Origin of the sequence: Corynebacterium sp. MSK041, from assembly GCF_030232265.1 — a bacterium.
Classification (GTDB): domain Bacteria; phylum Actinomycetota; class Actinomycetes; order Mycobacteriales; family Mycobacteriaceae; genus Corynebacterium.
The window spans coordinates 284,999-305,827 of record NZ_JASPJK010000001.1; the positions used below are offsets into that span (position 1 = coordinate 284,999).

Sequence of the window (20,829 nt, forward strand, 5' to 3'; positions counted from 1 at the left end):
CCTACATGAGTTCAGTCGTGGCGCTGCTCGATTACGGCGCAGGTAACCTCCGCTCCGCTCAACGTGCGTTGGAGCATGTCGGTGGTGATGTTGTTGTCACCCGTGACCCGATGGTGGCAGTGGAGGCCGACGGTTTAGTCGTCCCTGGTGTGGGCGCTTTTGATGCCTGTATGCGCGGGCTGCGTGACGTTGCGGGCCCCCGCATTATTGGCCAGCGACTCGCTGGTGACCGCGCGGTGTTAGGTATCTGCGTGGGGCTGCAAGTCATGTTCGACCGTGGCGTGGAGCATGGCATTGATACGGAGGGGTGCGGGCAGTGGCCCGGGGTTGTGGAAAAGCTTGATGCCCCTGTCCTCCCACACATGGGCTGGAACACGGTAGACATCGCGCCTGAATCGCAGATGTTCGCAGGCCTCGATGAGGACACACGCTTCTACTTCGTCCACTCTTACGGCGTGCAGAACTGGGAGATGGAAGAAGACGAGTTCATCGCAGCGCCGAAGGTGTCCTGGGCACAACACGGCAATTCTCGCTTCGTTGCTGCCGTGGAGAATGGACCATTGTGGGCAACGCAGTTCCACCCCGAAAAATCGGGTGACGCGGGCCTGCAGCTGCTGAAGAACTGGGTCGATTCACTGAGGTAACACGCACACCATAGAATGCGGATATGGAAAACTCTGGTTTGTTCACTGTGCTTCCCGCTGTCGATGTCGTAGACGGCAAGGCTGTGCGCCTCGACCAAGGTGAAGCAGGCACTGAGAAGATCTACGGTGAGCCACTTGAAGCAGCGCTGAAGTGGCAGGCTGACGGCGCGGAGTGGTTGCACTTCGTCGATCTTGATGCGGCGTTTGGGCGTGGATCGAACCATGAGCTCATGGCGGAGATCACACGTGAGCTGAGCATTAACGTTGAGCTGACCGGCGGTATTCGGGATGCCGAGAGCTTGGAGCGAGCTCTCAACACGGGCGCAAAGCGCGTCAACATTGGTACTGCTGCGCTGGAAAACCCGGAGTGGGCCAAGGATGTCATTTCCCGCCATGGTGACGCGATCGCGATTGATATTGCTGTGCGGGAGGAAAACGGCCAGTGGCGTACGAAGGGCCGCGGCTGGACTTCCGATGGCGGTGATTTATGGGAGGTGCTGGAGTTCTTCGACGAAGCCGGTTGCACCCGCTTCGTGGTCACGGATGTGAGCAAGGACGGCACGTTGGCTGGGCCGAACGTGGAATTGCTGCGGGAAGTCTCCGCAGCCACGGATGCCTTCGTCACCGCATCGGGTGGTGTGTCCACCCTGGACGACATCGCTGAGATTGCCCGCTATGCGGATGAAGGTATTGACAGCGTCATCGTGGGCAAAGCGTTGTATGAAAACCGGTTCACCCTGCCTGAGGCTCTCCGGGTCGCAGGGGGTAAGTAGGGCACCGATGGCCATGGACGAAATGCGCGAGTACCTGCGCATCGCCGAAGAAGCCGCTGACGAAGCGCGCAGGATGTTCGTCGACGGCTTAGGTAGCGTGCCTGCTTTGTATAAAGACAGCGGCGACTTTGCCACGGAGATGGACCTGCGCATTGAGGAGATGCTGCGTGACCAGTTGACTCCGGCCACGGGTATTCCTGTCCTGGGGGAGGAAGAAGGCGGGGTTCTGCGCAATGATGCGAGTTGGGTGGTGGATCCGATCGATGGCACTGCGAACTACGCTTCGGGCAACCCAAGCTGTGCGGTGCTCATCTCCCTCGTGGTGGATAAGCAGCCAGTGGTGGCTGTCACCGATATTCCTTTGTTGAACATGCGGTTGACTGCACGTCAGGGTTCTGGTGTGCACCTTAACGGCGAGCTCTTGCCCCCTGTGAACATGGCGGCGCACGTGTCCAACCAAGTGGGTGTTGGTGCAGTGGGCTCCGATGAAGGAAGCAGGATCCCACCAGATAGTCGCTTGCGGTTGATCAAGGCGTTGGAGTACGAGAATATGCGCCCACGCATTAGTGGTTCTGTGGGTATTGACCTCGCATTTGTTGCCCAAGGCGTGTACGAAGCGGCGGTGAGTTTCTCCCCGCACCCATGGGATAATGCCGCGGGTGTGTTGCTTGCTCGCAGTGCGGGCGCTGTGGTCACGGACATTGAGGGCAATGAGTGGGAGCTCGGTTCCTTAGGCGTCATTGCCGGGTCCCCGGATGTGCATGAAGCCGTGCTGCGTACGATTAAAAGCGTTGCTTGACCACGAATAGGAGGCCCCATGACCGTAGCCACACGAGTCATCCCATGTTTGGACGTAGACAACGGCCGAGTGGTCAAGGGAGTGAATTTTGAAAATCTGCGCGATGCAGGTGACCCAGTGGAGCTAGCCAAACTCTACGGCGAGCAGGGGGCAGATGAGCTGACCTTCTTGGATGTCAGTGCTTCCAAGGAAGGGCGTGGCACCATGCTCGACGTAGTGCGCCGTACTGCTGAGCAAGTGTTCATTCCTTTGACCGTTGGTGGTGGCGTGCGTAGCGCGGATGATGTGCGCGAACTGTTGCGTGCCGGGGCTGACAAGGTGTCTGTGAACACTGCCGCTATTGCACGCCCGGAGCTCCTTTCTGAGCTCTCCCGTGAATTTGGGGCCCAGTGCATTGTGTTGTCCGTGGATGCGCGTCGCGCCGGGGAGGGGTTTGAGGTGACCACTCATGGTGGCACCCGTTCGGCGGGTATTGATGCGATTGAGTGGGCCAAGACCGGTGAGAAACTCGGTGTTGGGGAGATCCTGCTCAACTCCATGGATGGTGATGGCACGAAGGCTGGCTTTGACATCGAGCTGCTCGAGCGCGTGCGCGAAGCGGTGTCCATCCCCATCATCGCCTCCGGTGGCGCTGGTAAGGCTGAGCACTTCCCGCCAGCTGTGGCAGCAGGTGCAGATGCTGTGTTGGCCGCATCCATTTTCCACTTTGGTGAGGTAAGTATCGCTGAAGTCAAGCAGAGCCTGGCTGATGCTGGGTATGAGGTGCGCCTGTGACACCTGAAGAAGCAGTCCTGGACCCCCAGGTGAAAGACCGAGTTCGCTTTAATGATGCGGGTTTGGTTCCCGCGATCGTCCAGGCGGATTCTGGGGAAGTTCTCATGATGGCGTGGATGGATGAACACGCTCTTGCCTACACCTTGGCCACACGCCAGGGCACGTACTATTCGCGTTCTCGCGCTGAGTACTGGATCAAAGGATTAACCAGTGGCAACGTGCAAGAAGTGCTCGAAGTCAAGCTTGATTGTGATGGGGATACCGTGCTGATGGTGGTCCGCCAAACTGGCGGTGCATGCCACACGGGTGACCGTACGTGTTTCGATGCTGATGTGCTGTTGGAGCAGTGATGAACAAAATTGGCGCTTTGTTGATGGGGGTCGGCGCACTTGTGCTGTGGCTTGCCTCTCGCATGACGTGGCTGACGGCTGATTATGCCGATGACCGTACGGGGGATGGTTCTGCACCGATCAACGGTGCGGAATGGTCAACTGAAGTCACTGCCGTTGTGCTGGTGTTGCTCGCCGCAACGATCGCAGGTCTAGCGCTGCGGCGTTGGGGCCGGCGCATCGTGGGCGCAGTGGGCGCAGTCGCGGCAGCTGCCGTGACAGCTGCACCGCTGAGCTTGCTGCTGGGCACACCGGCCCCGGAGCGTGTATCTGCTCTGTTGCTGTATGACGTCGAAGACAATGACACCGCTATCACTTCCTGGGCTGATATCACCGCGGTGAACACCGCTGTGGTGCCACCACTGCTCGCTGTGATGGGGGCACTCATTGCCGTTGCGGGTGGTGTGCTGTTGGCCTTACGTCCGGGGCAGGATGCGGCTACGGTGAGCAAATACGAGAAGTCCTCCCAGCGTAAAGAGAAGATCGAGCAGGACCTCGAAGCAGAACCCCAATCAGGGCGTGTTTTGTGGGATGCCATCGATGCGGATATTGATCCCACGGAAGACCACCGCTACACCTGATTTCATTCTCACCACCACGAACAGATACTCTCTGAAGATATGACCGCGGTGCAGGGCAATCAACAGGTTGTCATACCGGCGAGCGAAAATCCCGTCGTCGCCGGTGTTCTCGCGGACGTTGCCGCCCGTGAGGCGGTCATTCCTTTTCAGGAGATCAAAGCTCGCTCGCGCAGTTTGTCCGATAACCGCGATGCACTCGCCGCCTTACTCGGGCCTGGCTGTGGCGTGATCGTAGAAATTAAACGCACATCCCCGGTGTTTGGTCCCACCCACGTGACGCACACAGCGCAGTCCGTGGGTGAACTCGCCGCTGAGATTGAAGCCGGGGGAGCCGCACTCATCGCTTGCCAGACAGAGCGCTTGCGTTTCGACGGCTCCTTGCAAGACATGCAGGAAGCCCGCCGGGCAACGAGTTTGCCGATGGTGTGCCGTGATGTCATTGTTGACCCTTATCAGATCCACGAAGCCCGCTGCTTTGGCGCCGATATGGTGCCACTGCAAGTCGGGCTTTTAGAACAAGCGCGGCTGGAAAGTCTGTTGGACCGCGTTGAATCACTGGGCATGGTGGGTATGGCTGAGGTGCGAACCCCAGAGGAAGCTGACCGTGCGCTCGCGGCGGGGGCAACAGTGATCGGTGTGAACTCGTGGACCTTTGATACGAATGAGGTTAACCGTCAGGCCTTCAGCGAGATCGAGCCAGGTCTGCCCGAAAGCGTGGTGCGCATCAGCCTGGGTGGTGTGCGTAACGCACGCGACCTCATGGCAGCTGCTTCAACAGGGGCTGACGCAGTCATTGCCGGCGAGGCAGTGATGAATAGTGATGACGTTGCAGCCGCAACCCGCAAACTTGTGGCCGCTGGCCAGCATCCGGCCTGCCCTTCACGCCGCGGAAGCTAGCGTGGCACACTATTGGGCGTGACTACGCAGATCCTTGCCAACATTCCCTCGCCTCCACAGGGCGTCTGGTACTTAGGTCCGGTGCCTATTCGCGCGTATGCGCTGTGCATCATCACTGGCATCATCGTGGCCATGGCGTTGACAGTGCGCCGCTACAAGGCACGCGGCGGCAATCCGGACACCGTGTGGGACGCTGCGATCGTGGCTATCCCTGCCGGGATCATCGGTGGCCGTGCTTATCACGTGATCACGGACTATGACAGCTACTTCGGGCCCGGCAAGGACTGGAAGCAGATTTTCAACTTCTCCGCCGGTGGCCTGGGCATCATGGGTGCGGTGACGCTGGGCACGTTGGCAGTGTGGGCCTTGTTCAAGTACAAGAAGGTGTCTTTACTGCCATTCGCCGATGCTGTGGCCCCAGGCATCATCTTGGCGCAAGCCATTGGGCGTTTGGGGAACTACTTCAACCAAGAACTCTATGGGCGTCCCACCGACGTGCCGTGGGCGTTGGACATTTACTACCGCGTAGACGAGTCCGGTGCTTTTGCGCCACTGACTGGTAGGTCAACGGGGGAAGTCATTGCGAGTGTGCATCCCACGTTCCTCTACGAGATGATCTGGAACCTGTCCGTCTTCTTCTTCCTCATTTGGGCCGAGAAGAAGTTCCGTCTGGGCAATGGCCGCGTTTTTGTGCTCTACATCGCGTCTTACGCCTTGGGGCGTATCTTCATGGAATTCATGCGCGATGATGCCGCGAACCTCATCTTTGGGCTGCGCGTCAATATGGTCGTCTCAACCGTCCTCTTCATCGTGGCCACAATCGTTTTCATATGGATGAAGTCGAAGCAGAACACTTCGGAGGAAGAAGACAAAGAAGTGGACAAAGAAGTGACTGAAGTCAGCGGTGGTGCGGAGGTTAAATCCGACGTTGAGAAGCCTAAAATGCCATAGAGCGAAACCCGTTTAGTTTCGGTAGCGTAGGCGAGGTATCAGATCCCTCGCGCAGATAAGAAGAAGTGGATGACAGTGGACAGACGCACCAAGATTGTTTGTACTCTCGGCCCAGCTGTAGCCAGCAAAGAGGCAATCCTTGGCCTTGTGCGTGACGGCATGGACGTCGCCCGCCTGAACTTTTCCCATGGTGACTACCCAGACCACGAACAGAACTACAAGTGGGTGCGCGAAGCCACCGATGAAACTGGTAAAGCGGTAGGTATTCTCGCTGACCTTCAGGGCCCCAAGATCCGTCTTGGTCGCTTCGAGGGCGATGGGAAGACGTACTGGGAGACCGGTGAAGAAGTGCGCATCACCGTCGACGATGTTGTGGGCACCCATGACCGGGTATCCACCACGTACAAGCAGCTTGCGGAAGATGCACAGGCGGGCGACCGCCTGCTGGTGGATGACGGCAAGGTGGCTCTCGTGTGCACCGCCGTTGAGGGTAACGATGTTGTGTGCAAGGTCGTCGAGGGCGGCCCAGTGTCCAACAACAAGGGCGTTTCCCTGCCGGGCATGAACATTTCTGTCCCGGCTTTGTCCGAAAAGGACAAGGCGGACCTGCGCTTCGCGTTGAAGTTGGGCGTGGATTTCATCGCGCTGTCCTTCGTGCGCTCGCCGTCTGATGTGGACTTGGTCCACGAGATTATGGATGAAGTGGGCCGTCGCGTGCCCGTTATTGCGAAGCTGGAGAAGCCGGAAGCTGTCGACGCGCTTGAGTCGATCATCCTGGCTTTCGACGCAGTGATGGTCGCTCGCGGTGACCTGGGCGTGGAGATCGCGCTGGAGCAGGTGCCGTTGGTGCAAAAGCGTGTCATCCAGATTGCGCGTGAGAACGCGAAGCCGGTGATCGTGGCAACACAGATGCTCGATTCCATGATTGAGAATTCGCGCCCAACGCGTGCGGAAGCCTCTGACGTGGCCAATGCTGTGCTAGACGGTACGGACGCAGTGATGCTTTCTGGTGAGACGTCTATTGGTGTGGATCCGCGGAACGTGGTGCAAACCATGGACCGCATCGTGCGCGTGGCTGAGTCCATGGGCAATGTCCCACCGCTCAACCACATTCCGCGCACGAAGCGTGGCGTGATTTCTTACTCCGCTCGCGATATAGCAGAGCGCCTGAATTCTCGTGCACTGGTCGCCTTTACCAACTCAGGTGAAACAGCACGACGTCTGGCGCGTTTGCGCTCCCACCTGCCGCTGCTGGTGTTCACACCCCGCCAAGAAGTGCGCTCACAGCTGGCACTGACGTGGGGTGCGGAAACCTTCCTGTGCAAGAAGGTCGATGACACGGATGAAATGATGGCAGTGGTGGATCAGTCGCTGCTAGCCATTGAGAAGTACAAGGAAGGCGACACTATGGTCATCGTGGCCGGCACCCCGCCGGGTGTTGCTGGCACGACGAACATGATCCACGTCCACCAGTTGGGCGAGGATACCCGCCATCCGAAGAAGCTCTAAGAGGCCCCAGGGGCCTCTTAGAGGAACTCGAAGACGAAACCGTCCCACCACCAGTCGCGCCACTGCGCGTAGTCGGGATGAGGCGGGGGAGTAATCACCCCGATGCTGGTGTGAATCTCGCTGACTGGGCTGATGCCATGCAGTGAGTTGAGGAACCACAGGGGATGATTGGCGGCGAGCTCTGGGGTGATGTGGCGTGACTCAACTCGAATCCCTACGCTTTCAGCACGCTCGATGACTTGGCGCAGTGTGACACTGGGCAAACAGACGCCGTCGGGGATGTACAAAGTGTTGTCGCCCCACATCACCAGCGCGCCGGTGGTGGTTTCGAGCATCGAGCCATCGGGTGCGGTAATCACCGTGTCGTCGGTGTTGTTTTTCTGGTGTAGCTCGCGGTAGGCACGCAGTGCATCAAAATCAGGCCCCTTGACCAGTGGGTGTTTGCGTGGATCCGGTGCGTTGACATACGTCAGGCACGTTTCCCTGCGAACGGGTGGGGCCGGGCGGACGTCGAGAAGCAAAAGCGACGAGACCGCAGCGATGCGGGGGAAGAGCTCGCCTTGTTCAACTTGTTCAAGTAGTGCGAGCATGTCATCCACGAAGCCTGAGGGAAGTGGCCCTGCCGTGCGTGAGAAGCGTTCCACATGCAGCTGTAACCCGTTTGTTCTTCCAGATGAATGACGCCAAGAATCCGCAACATCGAAAGGCTCGTGCGGGAAGTCACGGGGCACAAATCCGTCATGCCAGGCGTAGTTAGTCATCGAAGACTCCGAAAATAGGAAGCAGTGTCTTTCCAAAGGATGATTTCACAGACGAACGATTATGGGGAACAGTGTCCACACTGGTGAAGAAGGATAACTAAGGAGGAATGTAGAGTTTTTGCCGATCTAAGCGATAGGCGGGTTGTAAGGGTATTCCATGACCAACAAGGAGGCGAACAATGGTCCGTCAACGTATAGCCACCCTCGCACTTGCAGGCACGGTCGCCTTCGGGGCCGTCACAGTCCACACGCCGAATGCCACTGCTGAACCTGCTCAACCACCAGAGGCTGGAGCAACGCAGTTGTCCTCAGACTTCAACCTCGTAAGCTTTGCAAACTCGCTTATTAAGCTGCCTCTGCTCATGCTCGGGTTGTCGAGCATTGCATGTGGATCCTCTGTCCCAGATGAATATCGGTGTGAAGGACTTCTTCCGTATGTTTGCCTACCTAAGAATAGGTAGAAGCAGAGTGGCGCCGTGCGTCTGTTAGCCACCGAAAGCGCCCAAGACAGACTCTGCTTTGAGGTCACGCTCCGCTAGTTCTGCTTCAGCATCGGAGGCGAGAACGATCGCACCACCAGCGCCCACCGTTACGGTGGAGCCGGTACGCACAGCGGTGCGGATGACCACAGAGAGATCGGCTTGGCCGTCGTAGCCGAAATAGCCCAGTGCACCGGAGTAGACACCGCGGGGGCCGGTTTCTAGTCTGTCGATGATCTGGCAGGTGCGCAGTTTGGGTGCGCCTGTCATAGAACCGGGTGGGAATGTGGCGCGCACCGCGTCGACGGCGGTAGCGCCAGCTTTTAGTCGACCGGTGATGATGGAGACGAGCTGGTGGACAGTGGCATAGCTTTCCACTTGCATGAGACCGGGAACAGCGACGGTGCCTGGTTCACACACGAGGGAAAGATCATTGCGCACCAGATCCACGATCATGAGGTTTTCCGCACAAGTCTTCTCGTTGCCCAGCAAGGCAGGATCTTCGTTGGCAGCGACCGTTCCCTTGATGGGTTTTGCTTCCACCTCGCGGCCACGAACGGTGAGGAACCGTTCCGGAGAGGCGCTTGCTACCTCCACGCCGTCGAAGACGAGGTGCGCGGTATAGGGCGCGGGGTTGTGCTTGCGGAGGGGCGCATATAAGTCGCCCGTGACCTCTGCGGTGTACGTGTCGGTTAAGCACACCTCGTAGCTTTCACCGGCGCGGAGGAGCTCCTGGGCCTCCTTGATACGCGCCAGGTAATCCGGAGTGCGCCATGAACCTGCGTCCATGTTTGTGGGCTCGGAGGCGTCGGTGTGCTCGGTGCTGTTGAGATAGCTTTCGAGGCGGTCCAAGAGGGACTCTGATTCCGAGTTGGTCAGGCAGCAGAGGTGTGCGATCTCATTTTTGTGGTCGTAGACGATGAAGGATTGTGGCCGCACGAAATAGGCGTCCGGGTAGGGGGAGGAATGGGAGAGCGTGATCGGAAGCGTGAGCTCAGCGCATTCGTAGCCGAGGTAGCCGATCACGCCACCGGTGAACGGTAGATCAGGTGCATCAAAGATTGGGGTGGATAGTTCTTGATCGAGAATCTGGAGGATGTCATCGCCCTCGCAGTTAAGCGAGTAGCGGAACGACCGTGAAAGATCACCGGCGGTATCCCCGAGAATAGAGAAGTTCCCGCGTGCATCAGCAGAATCAAGGAAGAATGCGTCGTTGCCGTCTTGCTTGATCGCGTTGAAGACGCGCTGGCAATCAATCACGCCGGGGACCTCACGGTGGATCAGGCGCCAACCGCCGAGGAAATTACGCATGAGAGTGGCGCCGTGCTGAGTGAGGATGGATTCCGGGTGGAATTGCACACCCCAGTGTGGTGCGTTATCCACTTTGAGGGCTTGGATCACGCCATCCTCGCTACGGGCATGAACGGTGACGCCGGGGATTTCTTCCACGTGGAGTGAGTGGTAGCGCACCACCTCAACATCCTGTGGAATGCCCGCGAAGATGCCATCGCCGGAATGCTTAAGGCGAGAGACAAACCCATGGCGGGGTTCGGGCGCACGGGTGACGCGTGCACCTGCCAACATGGCTAGGCCTTGATGGCCCAAGCAGACACCGAGGAGAGGAATGTGTGCTTCCGCGGCGGCTTCAATGACACCCCGGGATACACCGAAGTCTTCTTCCCGTTCGGGTGTGCCTGGGCCAGGGGAGATCACTACATGGCTGAACTCACCGGCGCGGACTCGCTCCGGCAGGTCAGCCCCCTCGTGCGCGGGCACAACAAGGGGTTCAACCCCGCTCACCTCGGTGATGAGGTGGGCGAGGTTGAACGTGTAGGAATCGTAATTATCAACGAGCAGGATCATTACACAGCATCATTGCAGATGCGTTGCCACTAGTTGATCGGGGTCGGCTTAATGTTCCACACCTCAGTTGCGTAATCGCGGATCGTGCGGTCAGAGGAGAAACGGCCAGACTCGCAGATGTTGATCCAGCACATGCGTGCCCATTGCAACGGGTCAGCGTAGTACTCCTCTGCCATGCGGTCGCGGGTCTCCTTGTAGGACTCGAAGTCGCCCAGGACGTAGTAGGGGTCCGGGGTGTTCCAGCCGCCGTCGATAAGCAGAGAATCGCGCAGGTCAGAGAACATGCCGGTGTGGTTGTCATCCAACGTGCCGTCGATAAACGCATCGAGCACGCGCTTGATCGCGGGGTTGTTCTCGTAGACCTCAGTCGGGTTGTAGGACCTCTTCAGCACCGGCAGTTCCTCTTCGCGAGCGCCGAAAATGTAGGCGTTGTCCTCGCCGACGGAATCAACGATCTCCACGTTCGCACCATCCATCGTGCCCAGGGTGAGCGCACCATTCATCATGAATTTCATGTTGGAGGTGCCCGACGCCTCCTTGCCGGCGGTGGAAATCTGCTCGGAGACATCCGTGGCAGGAATGATGTGCTCAGCTGGGGAGACGTTGTAGTTCTCAATGAACACAACGCGGATGTACTGGGACGCCACCGGGTCATTGTTCACCAGATCACCGATGGTGTTGATCAGTTTGATGATCGCCTTGGCGCGAACATAGCCCGGCGCAGCCTTCGCGCCGAAGATGAACGTGCGCTTCGGGATATTGGTCTCCCCGTCCTTGATGCGGAAGTACAGGTCAAGGATGTACATGGCATTGAGTAGCTGGCGCTTGTACTCGTGCAGGCGCTTGATCTGCGTGTCGTAGATGGAGTCCGGGTCAATCTCCACGCCTTCATGGACGCGAACCCACTCGGCGAAGTCTTTCTTGTTCGCCGTCTTGATGTCGCTGAGTTCCTTCATCACCGCGTCGTCTTCGGCGTAGTGGCGCAGCTCTTTGAGCTTGTCCATGTTGGTGACCCACTCATCGGAACCGACGAGGCGATCAAGCAGCTCGGACAGGCGTGGGTTGCACATACGCAGCCAGCGGCGTGGGGTTACACCGTTGGTCTTGTTGTTGAACTTCTGCGGGTACAGCTCGTACCAGTAGTTCAGCGTGTCACGCTTGAGGATGTCGGTGTGGATCGCGGCGACACCGTTGATGGAGTAGGCGCAGTAGCACGCAATCCATGCCATGTGGACCTTGCCGTCATGCACCGGGGAGTAGTGGTGGATGGCATCCGGCTCCAAGCCACGGGACTCCATGTCCTCGCGGTAGCGGCGGTCAATTTCCACCACGATCTCCCAAATGCGGTGGAAGAGCTGCTGGAAGATAGACACATCCCAGGTTTCCAGGGCCTCCTGCAGCACCGTGTGGTTGGTGTAGGCGAAGGTCTTGGTGGTCACGTCCCAGGCGTCTTCCCAGGTCATCCCGTGATCGTCGAGAAGCAGACGCATGAGTTCTGGAATACCCAGCACCGGGTGGGTGTCGTTGAGCTGCACGGAGTTGAACTCGGCGAAGCCACGCAGGTCCTCACCGTGGTGCTCGATGTAGTTATCAATCATCTCCTGCAGCGAAGCGGAGACAAAGAAGTACTGCTGGCGGACGCGTAGCACCTTGCCCTGGTAAGTGGTGTCATTCGGGTACAGCACGCGCGTGAGGTCATGTACGGCCTCGCGCTCCAGGATGGCGTCGGCGAAGCGCTGGGAATTAAAAGCATCGTAGTCGAACTCACGCATCGGGGATGCGTCCCAGAGGCGCAGCGTGCCCACGTTGTCCGTGCCGTAGCCGGTGATTGGCATGTCGTAGGGGATGGCACGGACGTGCATGTCATCGAATTTCACAATGCGCTGCTGCGTACCACGTCGAACGATGAAGGGGTAGAAGCTCTCCTTCCAGGCATCCGGATGCTCCTTCTGGAAGCCGTCGGCGATCTCCTGGCGGAATAGGCCGTAGCGGTAGAGCAGACCGTAGCCGGTGACCGGGTAGTCCTGGGTGACAGCGGAATCGAGGAAGCAGGCAGCCAGACGGCCCAAGCCACCGTTACCCAGCGCAGCATCATGCTCAGCTTCGAGAACATCGACGAAGTTCTGTCCGTTTTCTTCGGCCGCCTTGATCGCGTCGTCGACGAGACCCAGGTTGGTCAAGTTGTTCAACAGTGCGCGACCCATGAGGAACTCAGCGGAGAAGTAGGCCTGTTGGCGGGTTGCCTTGTAGGCCGTGCGGGTGGCATCCCAGTTGTCGGCGAATTGCTCCATCGCCGCGAGGGAAAGGCCAGTCCAGAACTTCTTCGGGGTAGACGTGTCAGGAGCAGAACCGGAGACCGAGCGGACGTGGCCTCCGACAGTGTCAGTGAACCGGGGCTGGGGGGTTGGCAGATTCATTTCTGGAAAATACCTCTGGACATCAGATAGTTGTGTCTCTAACGCCCGCCACTGTACCCACTAGTTGGTGGCAAGGTAGGTCAGCACGGCTGCCGCTGCGGCATGCGTTGCCGCGTGGACGGTTGGTTCATACTCCGGAAGGAAGGTGGGCATGTGGTTGACCGGCACATCTAGGTTGACTCGGTTCTCCGCCACGGCCTTGTCCCACACCGTGCGCGGCGTGGATCCAATAAGCCAGAAAATGTAGGGCACGCCAAAAGCAAGCGGGATGTTGGCAAAGTCTTCGGAGACCGTCGATGGTTCCGCGTCAACGGAATCTGCACCAAAGACTGCGTCGAAGGTGGTGCGTACTGTGTGGAAGGCCTCAACGTCATTGTCCAGCAGCTCACCGTGTGCGAAGTACTCAAAGTGTGGCTCTTCTTGGATGCCGGAAGCTTCACACTCAGCAATAACCACGCGCTGGATAGCGTCGTAAACCTTGTGTTTCACATCGTCGTTGTAGAAGCGACAGTTGAGCACTAACTCTGCATGGCTGGGAATGATGTTGTTGGTTGTGCCGGCATTGAGCTGGCCAACGGAGATCACAGCGAAATCCTTCGGGTTGACCTCCCGGCCAACAATGCCTTGGAGGCGAAGCACAATATGGGCGGCGGTGTAGGTCGGATCGATGGACGCGTGTGGCATCGATCCGTGGGCACCGCGGCCCGGAATGTGAATGCGGATGGAATCACAGGCGGCAAACTGGGGTCCCGGCTTGGATTGCACTTGCCCGGCACGACCCGGCATGACGTGTTGGCCCAGGCAGATGTCCGGGCGGGGGATGCGCTCAACCAATCCGTCAGTGATCATTTCGCTAGCGCCCCGCCCAATTTCCTCGCCCGGTTGGAACAGTGCGACGAAGGTGCCCGCCCAGTGCTTACGGTTGTTGTCCATGATGTCGCACAGGCTCAGCAAGGCGGTGACGTGCATGTCATGGCCGCAGGCGTGCATGAGGCCGGTGACGGTGCCATCTGCACGCGTGGCAGTGTCCGTCGAGGCATAAGGTGCGCCGGTGGTCTCCGTGACCGGCAGGCCATCAAAGTCCGCGCGGAAGAGCACCGTGGGTCCAGAACGGCCGTTGGTTTGTGGCCCGTTGTGGAACACAGCGACGATGCCGTAGATGCCGATGGGCGCGATGATCTGGCAGTCAAAGCGCTCCAGTTCCATGAGGATTCGCGCATGAGTGTTTGCTTCCTGCATGGACAGCTCCGGGTGTGCGTGGAGCTCTTCATACAGTTCGCGCTGCCACACGGGGTCCACCGTGTAGTTCTGCAGAATGTCCTTGATGGTGTTCGGCTGAACAGTCATGAGCGGGGCGCCTCCTGAAAAATTGCTGGTGCGGAGCCAGTGTATTAGTGGTACTAGCGGTTGAGCACTGGGTTATAACGCAAAACGTTGAGTGCAGGGGAGCACTCGGTGGCAATGCGCAGGTCGCCGGCGATTTTTCCGGCATCACGCAAACTGTAAAGAGCGCTGACCGTACGGTCGCGGATGTCATAGGGCGACAGAGTGTTCACGTACACGCGCGTGCCTCCTTCAAAGCCAGCGAGGGTGGACACACGCCACTTAATGTTGATGCGCCATGGCATGGGCATGTCCAGGTCGATGGGTTTGTGGTGCCATTCTTCGTTGCACGCCACCGCAGTTCCGGTGGCCGCGTGTGCTGCATGGATGAGGTCAGACATACCGCGGACCTCATCGTTGGTATGCAACCACGGCTCAGAGATCTCGGACTTGGAGTAGATGCTGATGGTGGGGTAGCGGTGGCCAACGCCCGCGGCCATGATGGCGTACTCATTCTCCGCGATGATGAGGTTGTGGCGGCTGGCGTAGTTGATGCCCCACTCGTTGTACATGTTGGGGTTGGCGCGCAGTTTGGCTATTTCCATTTCGGCTTGGACCCCGTGCTCATCAATAGCCACGAGCTGCTTGTGCAAGTGCTCAAACGAAGCGCCGGCTGGGGCAAGCCAGTTCTGGAAAACGGATACGTAGGGTGCGTAGCGGTTGCGCTGGTAGAGGTCATGCAGGGAGTCGATGGTGAATGCGATGAAAGCATGGTGTTCTTCGGGGCTCATGCTCCCAGATGAGGCGAGCTGTGTGCTGTCCGTTGCGCCATCGACGTAGTGCCTGCGCGCGATGATCACATCGTGCCCGCCACCGAAGTAAGCAGGGGCATGGTCGAGCAACTCTGCTTCGCTGAAAGGCTCAGTATGGCCCGCGGCTTTCAGTCGTGTGCGCACAATGTTGAACACGTGACGGCGCCCTGCCTCGTCGGCCAGGTAGTGCTCCATGTGTTCAGCCCGGGATTCATCCATGCTGAAGCCATAGTTTTGCGCCCAGTAGTCATAAGAGACGATCTCAAACAAGTTAGGCACGCGCCGAAATAGCGGTTCGGTGTCGTGGAGTTCATGCGGCATCAGGTCGCGTAGGATCTCCCATTTCCCATCGCGTGCGATGATGCGGGATTTCTCTGGGGGAGTGGCCAGCATGTTGTCGGAGCAGAAACTACACGCCGCCGTGAAATCCTTATCAGTCAGCTCGCGGGGCTCCTTGTGGGCAGCAGCCAAAGGCCGATTGCCACGCCCCGGCACTGTCCACACCTGCGTTCCGGAAAAGGGGTTGAGCTGTTTAATCGTCCCATCAGCCATGATGGTCAGCGGCTCGCGGGCAGCGGGGAGGGGGAACGTCGGGTGCGTCATAGGTTCTCAGGTTATCCGCTAGTCTTTGCTCATGCCTAGGATCCACTTCGATGTTCTCGTGCCCGACGCGTCTGCAGCGCAAGCTGTCGGTGATGCTTTCAGCCGTGCTGTAGAGATTCTTGTTCAGCACGGAAAGCTTGAAGATGGCAGCGTGCTTATCGACGAATCACCGGAGCTTTCCTCCGACACCCACGCACAGTTGCGCCGCGTGTATGAAGACGAGCGCGGGGAAGATCCTGCTGGGGCGCAGGTTACCCGCTATGTCATCACAGCTACAGGTGCGAGTTCCATGAATCAACTGGCAATGGGCCTGTCCCGTGTGCTCACGCCGAAGGCGACGCTGCCACGTGATCCCGTGGCATTGGAACGCCAGATGGATTTTGAACTCCCCGCGGTCTACCCCTGGGTTGTGGAGGTATTGAGGTAATCCACAGCCGCCTGGGCGCCAGCGCGCACAAGCTGTGCCCGGACATCCTCGGATTCCTCCCCGATATTCACGGCGATGACGCCCTCCGGGGTATCAATGTCGAATCGCCCAGCGCACACGGCCAGCGTTGCACCGGCCTCGGCAGCCAGCTCTGTCACCACTGAGGCAACCTTGCCGTTGACGCTTTGCTCGTCGTAGCTGCCCTCGCCAGTAACCACGAAGTGGGCGTTGCTGATTTTCTCACGCAATTTGTGTGCCGTAGCGATAGTGCGTGCGCCGGACACCACGTGCACGTGGTCCGTGTTGCCGTGAAGCATCTGTGAAAGCCACGTGATCCCTACTGGTACAGCACCCGCTGCGCCATAGCCCGGCTGCTGGGAATCAACACTGGTGACCTGGCACAGGTGCTCCAGTGCGGCGTCAACCTTCTCCACATCCTCTTCGGACGCGCCTTTCTGCGGACCAAACACACGCGCCGCGCCCTGGGGGCCGGTAGCGGGGAATTCAGTGTCGGACAAAAGCACCCAATCAACGGAACCCGCGGGGATGTTCAGATGCGCAGTATCAAAATCAGCAAGCTCCCCCAGGTTGCCGCCACCTGGCTTTAGCGGGTGCCCCTGGGCATCAATCGGGGTGGCGCCAAGTGCTACGAGGATGCCGGTGCCACCGTCGATGGTCGCCGAGCCACCCATGCCCAGCACGATGGTGGAAGCCCCGCGGGATTGGGCATCAGCGATAAGGACACCTGTGCCGTAGGTATCGCCAGTCAGCGGGACCGGGGTGTCTTTGACGGCAGGCAGGCCGGTAGCAGCGGAGATATTGATATAAGCGGTGGCGTCGGCGGCGTTGAAGACATAGCTCGCGTCGGTGAGACGCCCAGCAGCATCCGTTGTTGGCAGCGTGATGGTTTCACCGGAAAAGAGCTCTGCGGTCCCTTCGCCACCGTCTGCCATGGGGATGTGTTCAACGTCACAGTCAATAATGATGGACTGGATTCCTTCCGCGATCCACTCCGCTGCCTGCCTCGCGTTCGCCGTTCCCTTGAAGGCGTCCGGGGCGACGATAACCCGGACAGTGTCCGCATTGGGTTGAAAATCTGCTGGTAATCCGGCGGTGTCTTCTTCCGGGGTGTGGGCGGTGGAGAAAGTGTGTCCGGTCACGGTACTGCTCCTGCTTGTTGGTCCGGTTCTGAGGCCGGATGAAAAAACTTTTTCTAATTACGTAACGACGTTAGCAATCGGACCGATCTCGACTCCCCATTTCGTGCCCAGTGCCACTAAAGTGACAAAACTGTCGGCTAATAGATAGAAGGGATCGACTATGGCAACGAACGAAGACCAGATCGCTGGTTATTACCAGAAGCTGTTGAAGCGCAACGCGGGGGAGCCAGAATTCCACCAGGCTGTCGCCGAGGTTCTGGATTCCCTGAAGATCGTTTTGCAGAAGGATCCTCACTACAACGACTACGGCCTCATCGAGCGTCTTTGTGAGCCAGAGCGTCAGATTATCTTCCGTGTTCCGTGGGTGGCGGATGATGGGGATGTCCGCGTCAACCGTGGCTTCCGCGTCCAGTTCAACTCTGCGCTCGGCCCCTACAAGGGTGGCCTACGTTTCCACCCGAGCGTCAACCTAGGCATCATCAAATTCCTTGGTTTCGAGCAGATCTTTAAGAACTCCCTGACTGGCCTGCCCATCGGTGGCGGTAAGGGCGGCTCTGACTTCGACCCGAAGGGCAAGTCCGATGCTGAAGTCATGCGTTTCTGCCAGTCCTTCATGACGGAGCTGCACCGCCACATCGGCGAGTACCGCGACGTCCCTGCCGGTGACATCGGTGTTGGTGGCCGCGAGGTTGGCTACCTGTTTGGCCAGTACCGTCGTCTGACCAACGAGCACGAGTCCGGTGTCCTTACCGGTAAGGGCCTGACCTGGGGTGGCTCCCTTGTTCGTACGGAAGCAACTGGTTTCGGTTGCGTGTACATCACGAACAAGATGATGGTTGCTCACGGTGATTCCCTCGACGGTGCAAAGGTCATCGTCTCTGGCTCCGGCAACGTGGCTATCTACGCCATCCAGAAGGCCCAGGAGCTGGGCGCCACCGTCGTTGGGTTCTCCGACTCTTCCGGTTGGGTGGAAACCCCGAATGGTGTGGACGTGGAGCTGCTCAAGGAGATTAAGGAAGTCCGTCGCGGCCGCGTCAACGAATACGTTGAGGAGGCAGCCGGCGCAACCTTCCACGCTGATGGTTCGATCTGGGACCTCAAGGCTGACGTTGCTCTGCCGTGCGCAACCCAGAACGAGATTGATGGTGAGCACGCCCAGAAGCTCGTAGAGAACGGCATCAAGTATGTCGCTGAGGGTGCGAACATGCCGTCTACCGCAGAGGCCATTGAGATCTACCGTAGGAACCACATTCACTTCCTGCCGGGCAAGGCAGCGAATGCTGGTGGTGTGGCTACCTCCGCGCTCGAGATGCAGCAGAACGCATCGCGTGACTCCTGGAGCTTCGATTACACGGATGACCGTCTGAAGCGCATCATGGAGAACATTTACCGCAACACGTCTGCCACCGCCGCTGAGTACGACCATGAGGGTGACTATGTGGTCGGCGCTAACATCGCCGGTTTCAAGAAGGTTGCGGACGCAATGCTCGCGCAGGGCGTGATCTAAACACCGCCCGCAGCTATCCGCTGTAGCAATCCTCTGACACACCGCCTCGGCTTGCCGGGGCGGTTGTCTTTTCGCAGGTACTGTTTTGTAATATGTACCGCGTTTTTGAAGCTCTCGATGAACTAGTCAATACAGTTGAGCAGGCTTACGGCGTCCCGATGACGTCGAACTGCATGGTCCCGCGCAACGAAGTGCTCGCGCTTCTCGACGATATTCGGAATGCCTTCCCGGTTGAGATTGATGACGCGCAGGATGTGCTGGACAAGCAGGATGAAATCCTTCGCGGTGCGGAGGATCGTGCTGACCAGATCATTGGTCAAGCTGAGGACGAGGCTCAGCGCCTCGTCAGCGATGCCCACAATGAATCCGAGTCGATGTTGAGTGATGCGCAGGAGCGCTCCACGCGCATGGTGTCTGATGCTGAGCAGGATGCTCACGCAACCGTGACCCGCGCCCGTGAGGAATCCGAGCAGATGGTGGAGCGTGCACGCCGTGAGGCTGAGCGTCTCGTTGCTGACGGTAATGAGTCGTATGACCGCTCTGTTGCTGAAGGTCTGGAGGAGCAGAAGCGCCTCGTCTCCGAAGCTGAGGTCACCCGCCGTGCGGATGAGGAAGCGCACCGCATCGTGGAGAACGCTCACACCGAGTCGAATCGTCTGCGCACTGAATGTGATGAGTTTGTGGACGGCAAACTGGGTGAGTTCGAAGAGGCTTTGACGTCGGTTCTGCGCACTGTCTCCTCGGACCGTTCGGCTCTGCGCCAGGGCGCTGGCGTGTCGGGCCGACGGTATGAGAGCCCGCGCCGTCGATAAGCCTTCGTGCGGGTAGGCTAAGGGCCGTTATGGCTACAAATCCTTTTGTTTTCGATGTCGCGGCTGTCATGCGCGGTGATGGCCTCCCGGAAACGGTAACCAAGACTGGTCCCGCGCCTTCCCGTATTGGTCCGGAAATGATCGCAGTGCCGGAAGGCGCTGAGGTCACGGTTGAAGCGACGCTGACTCCGCTGGGCAGCGGCGTGCTCGTTGACGCGACGATGACCGCACAATTGCAAGGCCAGTGCGTGCGCTGCCTGCGTGAACTGACTCCGACGGAGAGCATCACCATTTCTCAGGTGTACTCGGGTTCAGATGACTTCATCACCGGTGATGCGGAAGAAGATGTGGATTCCGGCTCGGGTGATGATGTGCCCACCATCGAGGAGGGCAACGTGAATCTGGAACAGGCCTTTGTTGATGAGGCCGGCCTGACCTGGCCGTTTAACCCACAGTGTGAGCCGGCATGCCCTGATGATGCGGATGTTCCTGCTCCGGATGGCGTATCCGGTGAGAAGAATGATCTGCTTGACCCACGGTGGGCTGGGCTGGAGAAATTTCTGAATACAGACGGGCAGAAATAGTGCCACGCGCGAAGAAAAACAAGATTCCGGGAGACCAGGCTTGGGCCCAGGCTTTTGCGGCGGTGGATCATGCGCCGTTAGTAAACAAGCTCGGTGTGGAAGTTGAACACGACCTGTTGAAGCTCGCGTTAACGCACCGTTCTTTTGCCAACGAGCATGGCTTTTTGCCAAACAATGAACGCCTCGAGTTCCTTGGCGATGCTGTGCTGGGTCTATCCGTGGCCACCAAGCTGTTTGAGCTGCACCCGTCGCGGCCGGAGTCAGATATTTCTAAGATGCGCTCGTCGATCGTCTCCCGTTATGGTTTGGCTGATGTGGCGCGCGAGATTGATCTGGGCGCGCATGTTCTGCTGGGCAAGGGCGAAGAGACCACGGGTGGGCGTGCGAAGGAATCGATTCTTGCTGACACGATGGAGGCCATCTTCGGCGCGGTATACCGCCAGCATGGTTTCGAGCCTGCCCGTGACGTGATCTTGCGGTTGTTCGAGTACAAGATCAACACTGCTACTGCCACCGGCCGCCACCACGATTGGAAGACCACGTTGCAAGAGCGCCTGGCGGAGCTGAAGGCGGAAGCAGCGCTGTATACCGCCACATCGGTTGGCCCCGAGCATGATCAAACGTTCACCGTCCATGTCTTCTCCGGCGAGACTGAGCTGGGCATGGGCACAGGGCCGAATAAAAAGTTGGCCGAACAGCAAGCAGCACGCCAAGCCATGATGTTCCTTCATGATCACGCGGCGGCAGTTGCTGTTATTGATTAG

At 58.7% G+C, this 20,829-nt stretch carries 20 protein-coding genes; 14 read left to right on the forward strand and 6 right to left on the reverse strand.

Translation table 11 applies throughout. From position 1 onward, the window contains the following. The first annotated feature begins 5 nt into the window (after positions 1-5). The 9 genes from hisH to pyk all read left to right on the forward strand — a co-directional run bounded on the left by hisH (position 6) and on the right by pyk (position 7,317). On the forward strand, positions 6-644 hold the full coding sequence (hisH, locus tag QP968_RS01445) for an imidazole glycerol phosphate synthase subunit HisH (protein WP_284854584.1): 639 nt from the start codon (positions 6-8) through the stop codon (positions 642-644). A gap of 23 nt (positions 645-667) precedes the next feature. Next, a complete protein-coding gene (priA, locus tag QP968_RS01450; protein WP_284854586.1) occupies positions 668-1,417 on the forward strand; it encodes a bifunctional 1-(5-phosphoribosyl)-5-((5-phosphoribosylamino)methylideneamino)imidazole-4-carboxamide isomerase/phosphoribosylanthranilate isomerase PriA in 750 nt (249 codons plus the stop codon). Positions 1,418-1,430: 13 nt separating this feature from the next. Next, positions 1,431-2,216 (forward strand): inositol monophosphatase family protein, encoded by a 786-nt coding sequence (locus QP968_RS01455; RefSeq protein WP_284854829.1) that lies wholly within the window; start codon positions 1,431-1,433, stop codon positions 2,214-2,216. An 18-nt stretch (positions 2,217-2,234) separates the two neighbouring features. Continuing rightward, the gene (gene hisF, locus QP968_RS01460; protein WP_284854588.1) at positions 2,235-2,990 is read left to right on the forward strand and encodes an imidazole glycerol phosphate synthase subunit HisF; all 756 of its coding nucleotides are present in this window, start codon (positions 2,235-2,237) and stop codon (positions 2,988-2,990) included. Beyond that, positions 2,987-3,340, forward strand: a complete 354-nt coding sequence (hisI, locus tag QP968_RS01465; protein WP_284854590.1) for a phosphoribosyl-AMP cyclohydrolase — start codon at positions 2,987-2,989, stop codon at positions 3,338-3,340. The genes hisF and hisI overlap by 4 nt, the downstream gene beginning before the upstream one ends. Then, positions 3,340-3,960, forward strand: coding sequence for a TIGR02234 family membrane protein (locus QP968_RS01470; protein ID WP_284854592.1), 621 nt, complete (start codon positions 3,340-3,342; stop codon positions 3,958-3,960). The genes hisI and QP968_RS01470 overlap by 1 nt, the downstream gene beginning before the upstream one ends. 39 nt (positions 3,961-3,999) lie before the next feature. Next, positions 4,000-4,857, forward strand: coding sequence for an indole-3-glycerol phosphate synthase TrpC (locus QP968_RS01475; protein ID WP_284854593.1), 858 nt, complete (start codon positions 4,000-4,002; stop codon positions 4,855-4,857). A gap of 18 nt (positions 4,858-4,875) precedes the next feature. After that, positions 4,876-5,808 (forward strand): prolipoprotein diacylglyceryl transferase, encoded by a 933-nt coding sequence (gene lgt / locus QP968_RS01480; RefSeq protein ID WP_284854595.1) that lies wholly within the window; start codon positions 4,876-4,878, stop codon positions 5,806-5,808. A gap of 69 nt (positions 5,809-5,877) precedes the next feature. Beyond that, on the forward strand, positions 5,878-7,317 hold the full coding sequence (gene pyk, locus QP968_RS01485) for a pyruvate kinase (RefSeq protein WP_284854597.1): 1,440 nt from the start codon (positions 5,878-5,880) through the stop codon (positions 7,315-7,317). A 17-nt stretch (positions 7,318-7,334) separates the two neighbouring features. On the opposite strand, the gene QP968_RS01490 is transcribed toward pyk, so the two are convergent. From QP968_RS01490 to QP968_RS01510, 5 genes are all read right to left on the reverse strand, one after another. Beyond that, on the reverse strand, positions 7,335-8,078 hold the full coding sequence (locus QP968_RS01490; RefSeq protein WP_284854599.1) for an aminotransferase class IV: 744 nt from the start codon (positions 8,076-8,078) through the stop codon (positions 7,335-7,337). Positions 8,079-8,563: 485 nt separating this feature from the next. Further along, positions 8,564-10,420, reverse strand: coding sequence for a chorismate-binding protein (locus QP968_RS01495; protein WP_284854601.1), 1,857 nt, complete (start codon positions 10,418-10,420; stop codon positions 8,564-8,566). 29 nt (positions 10,421-10,449) lie between these two features. Further along, positions 10,450-12,837, reverse strand: coding sequence for a glycogen/starch/alpha-glucan phosphorylase (locus QP968_RS01500; protein WP_284854603.1), 2,388 nt, complete (start codon positions 12,835-12,837; stop codon positions 10,450-10,452). 60 nt (positions 12,838-12,897) lie between these two features. Further along, positions 12,898-14,184 (reverse strand): amidohydrolase, encoded by a 1,287-nt coding sequence (locus QP968_RS01505; RefSeq protein ID WP_284854604.1) that lies wholly within the window; start codon positions 14,182-14,184, stop codon positions 12,898-12,900. Between the two features lie 53 nt (positions 14,185-14,237). Next, positions 14,238-15,575: a DUF4921 family protein gene (locus tag QP968_RS01510; RefSeq protein ID WP_284854605.1), complete on the reverse strand. Its 1,338-nt coding sequence runs from the start codon at positions 15,573-15,575 to the stop codon at positions 14,238-14,240. A 31-nt stretch (positions 15,576-15,606) separates the two neighbouring features. Here QP968_RS01510 and QP968_RS01515 point away from each other — a divergent pair, with 31 nt between their 5' ends. Next, positions 15,607-16,002 carry a hypothetical protein gene (locus QP968_RS01515; protein WP_284854607.1) on the forward strand — a complete coding sequence of 132 codons (396 nt, stop codon included), beginning with the start codon at positions 15,607-15,609 and terminating at the stop codon, positions 16,000-16,002. Here QP968_RS01515 and QP968_RS01520 read toward each other — a convergent pair. Then, entirely contained in the window at positions 15,972-17,162 is a 1,191-nt protein-coding gene (locus QP968_RS01520; protein WP_502870897.1) for a glycerate kinase, read from the reverse strand. The genes QP968_RS01515 and QP968_RS01520 overlap by 31 nt on opposite strands. 160 nt (positions 17,163-17,322) lie before the next feature. On the opposite strand from QP968_RS01520, the gene gdhA reads away from it, so the two are divergent. The 4 genes from gdhA to rnc all read left to right on the forward strand — a co-directional run bounded on the left by gdhA (position 17,323) and on the right by rnc (position 20,829). After that, positions 17,323-18,669, forward strand: a complete 1,347-nt coding sequence (gdhA, locus tag QP968_RS01525) for an NADP-specific glutamate dehydrogenase (protein ID WP_284854609.1) — start codon at positions 17,323-17,325, stop codon at positions 18,667-18,669. A gap of 92 nt (positions 18,670-18,761) precedes the next feature. After that, the gene (locus QP968_RS01530) at positions 18,762-19,481 is read left to right on the forward strand and encodes a DivIVA domain-containing protein (protein ID WP_284854611.1); all 720 of its coding nucleotides are present in this window, start codon (positions 18,762-18,764) and stop codon (positions 19,479-19,481) included. 29 nt (positions 19,482-19,510) lie between these two features. Further along, positions 19,511-20,065, forward strand: a complete 555-nt coding sequence (locus QP968_RS01535) for a YceD family protein (protein WP_284854613.1) — start codon at positions 19,511-19,513, stop codon at positions 20,063-20,065. Further along, positions 20,065-20,829 carry a ribonuclease III gene (gene rnc / locus QP968_RS01540; protein WP_284854615.1) on the forward strand — a complete coding sequence of 255 codons (765 nt, stop codon included), beginning with the start codon at positions 20,065-20,067 and terminating at the stop codon, positions 20,827-20,829. Before QP968_RS01535 ends, rnc begins: the two co-directional genes overlap by 1 nt.

Excerpts from the sequence above, each read along its gene's own strand:
- QP968_RS01535 (WP_284854613.1), top strand. The coding sequence starts at position 19,511 with ATGGCTACAAATCCTTTTGTTTTCGATGTCGCGGCTGTCATGCGCGGT.
- pyk (WP_284854597.1), top strand. The coding sequence starts at position 5,878 with ATGACAGTGGACAGACGCACCAAGATTGTTTGTACTCTCGGCCCAGCT.
- QP968_RS01505 (WP_284854604.1), bottom strand. The coding sequence starts at position 14,184 with ATGACTGTTCAGCCGAACACCATCAAGGACATTCTGCAGAACTACACG.
- QP968_RS01495 (WP_284854601.1), bottom strand. The coding sequence starts at position 10,420 with ATGATCCTGCTCGTTGATAATTACGATTCCTACACGTTCAACCTCGCC.
- QP968_RS01470 (WP_284854592.1), top strand. The coding sequence starts at position 3,340 with ATGAACAAAATTGGCGCTTTGTTGATGGGGGTCGGCGCACTTGTGCTG.
- QP968_RS01530 (WP_284854611.1), top strand. The coding sequence starts at position 18,762 with ATGTACCGCGTTTTTGAAGCTCTCGATGAACTAGTCAATACAGTTGAG.
- QP968_RS01490 (WP_284854599.1), bottom strand. The coding sequence starts at position 8,078 with ATGACTAACTACGCCTGGCATGACGGATTTGTGCCCCGTGACTTCCCG.
- gdhA (WP_284854609.1), top strand. The coding sequence starts at position 17,323 with ATGGCAACGAACGAAGACCAGATCGCTGGTTATTACCAGAAGCTGTTG.
- QP968_RS01510 (WP_284854605.1), bottom strand. The coding sequence starts at position 15,575 with ATGACGCACCCGACGTTCCCCCTCCCCGCTGCCCGCGAGCCGCTGACC.
- hisF (WP_284854588.1), top strand. The coding sequence starts at position 2,235 with ATGACCGTAGCCACACGAGTCATCCCATGTTTGGACGTAGACAACGGC.
- QP968_RS01475 (WP_284854593.1), top strand. The coding sequence starts at position 4,000 with ATGACCGCGGTGCAGGGCAATCAACAGGTTGTCATACCGGCGAGCGAA.
- QP968_RS01515 (WP_284854607.1), top strand. The coding sequence starts at position 15,607 with ATGCCTAGGATCCACTTCGATGTTCTCGTGCCCGACGCGTCTGCAGCG.
- hisH (WP_284854584.1), top strand. The coding sequence starts at position 6 with ATGAGTTCAGTCGTGGCGCTGCTCGATTACGGCGCAGGTAACCTCCGC.
- QP968_RS01455 (WP_284854829.1), top strand. The coding sequence starts at position 1,431 with ATGGACGAAATGCGCGAGTACCTGCGCATCGCCGAAGAAGCCGCTGAC.
- priA (WP_284854586.1), top strand. The coding sequence starts at position 668 with ATGGAAAACTCTGGTTTGTTCACTGTGCTTCCCGCTGTCGATGTCGTA.
- QP968_RS01500 (WP_284854603.1), bottom strand. The coding sequence starts at position 12,837 with ATGAATCTGCCAACCCCCCAGCCCCGGTTCACTGACACTGTCGGAGGC.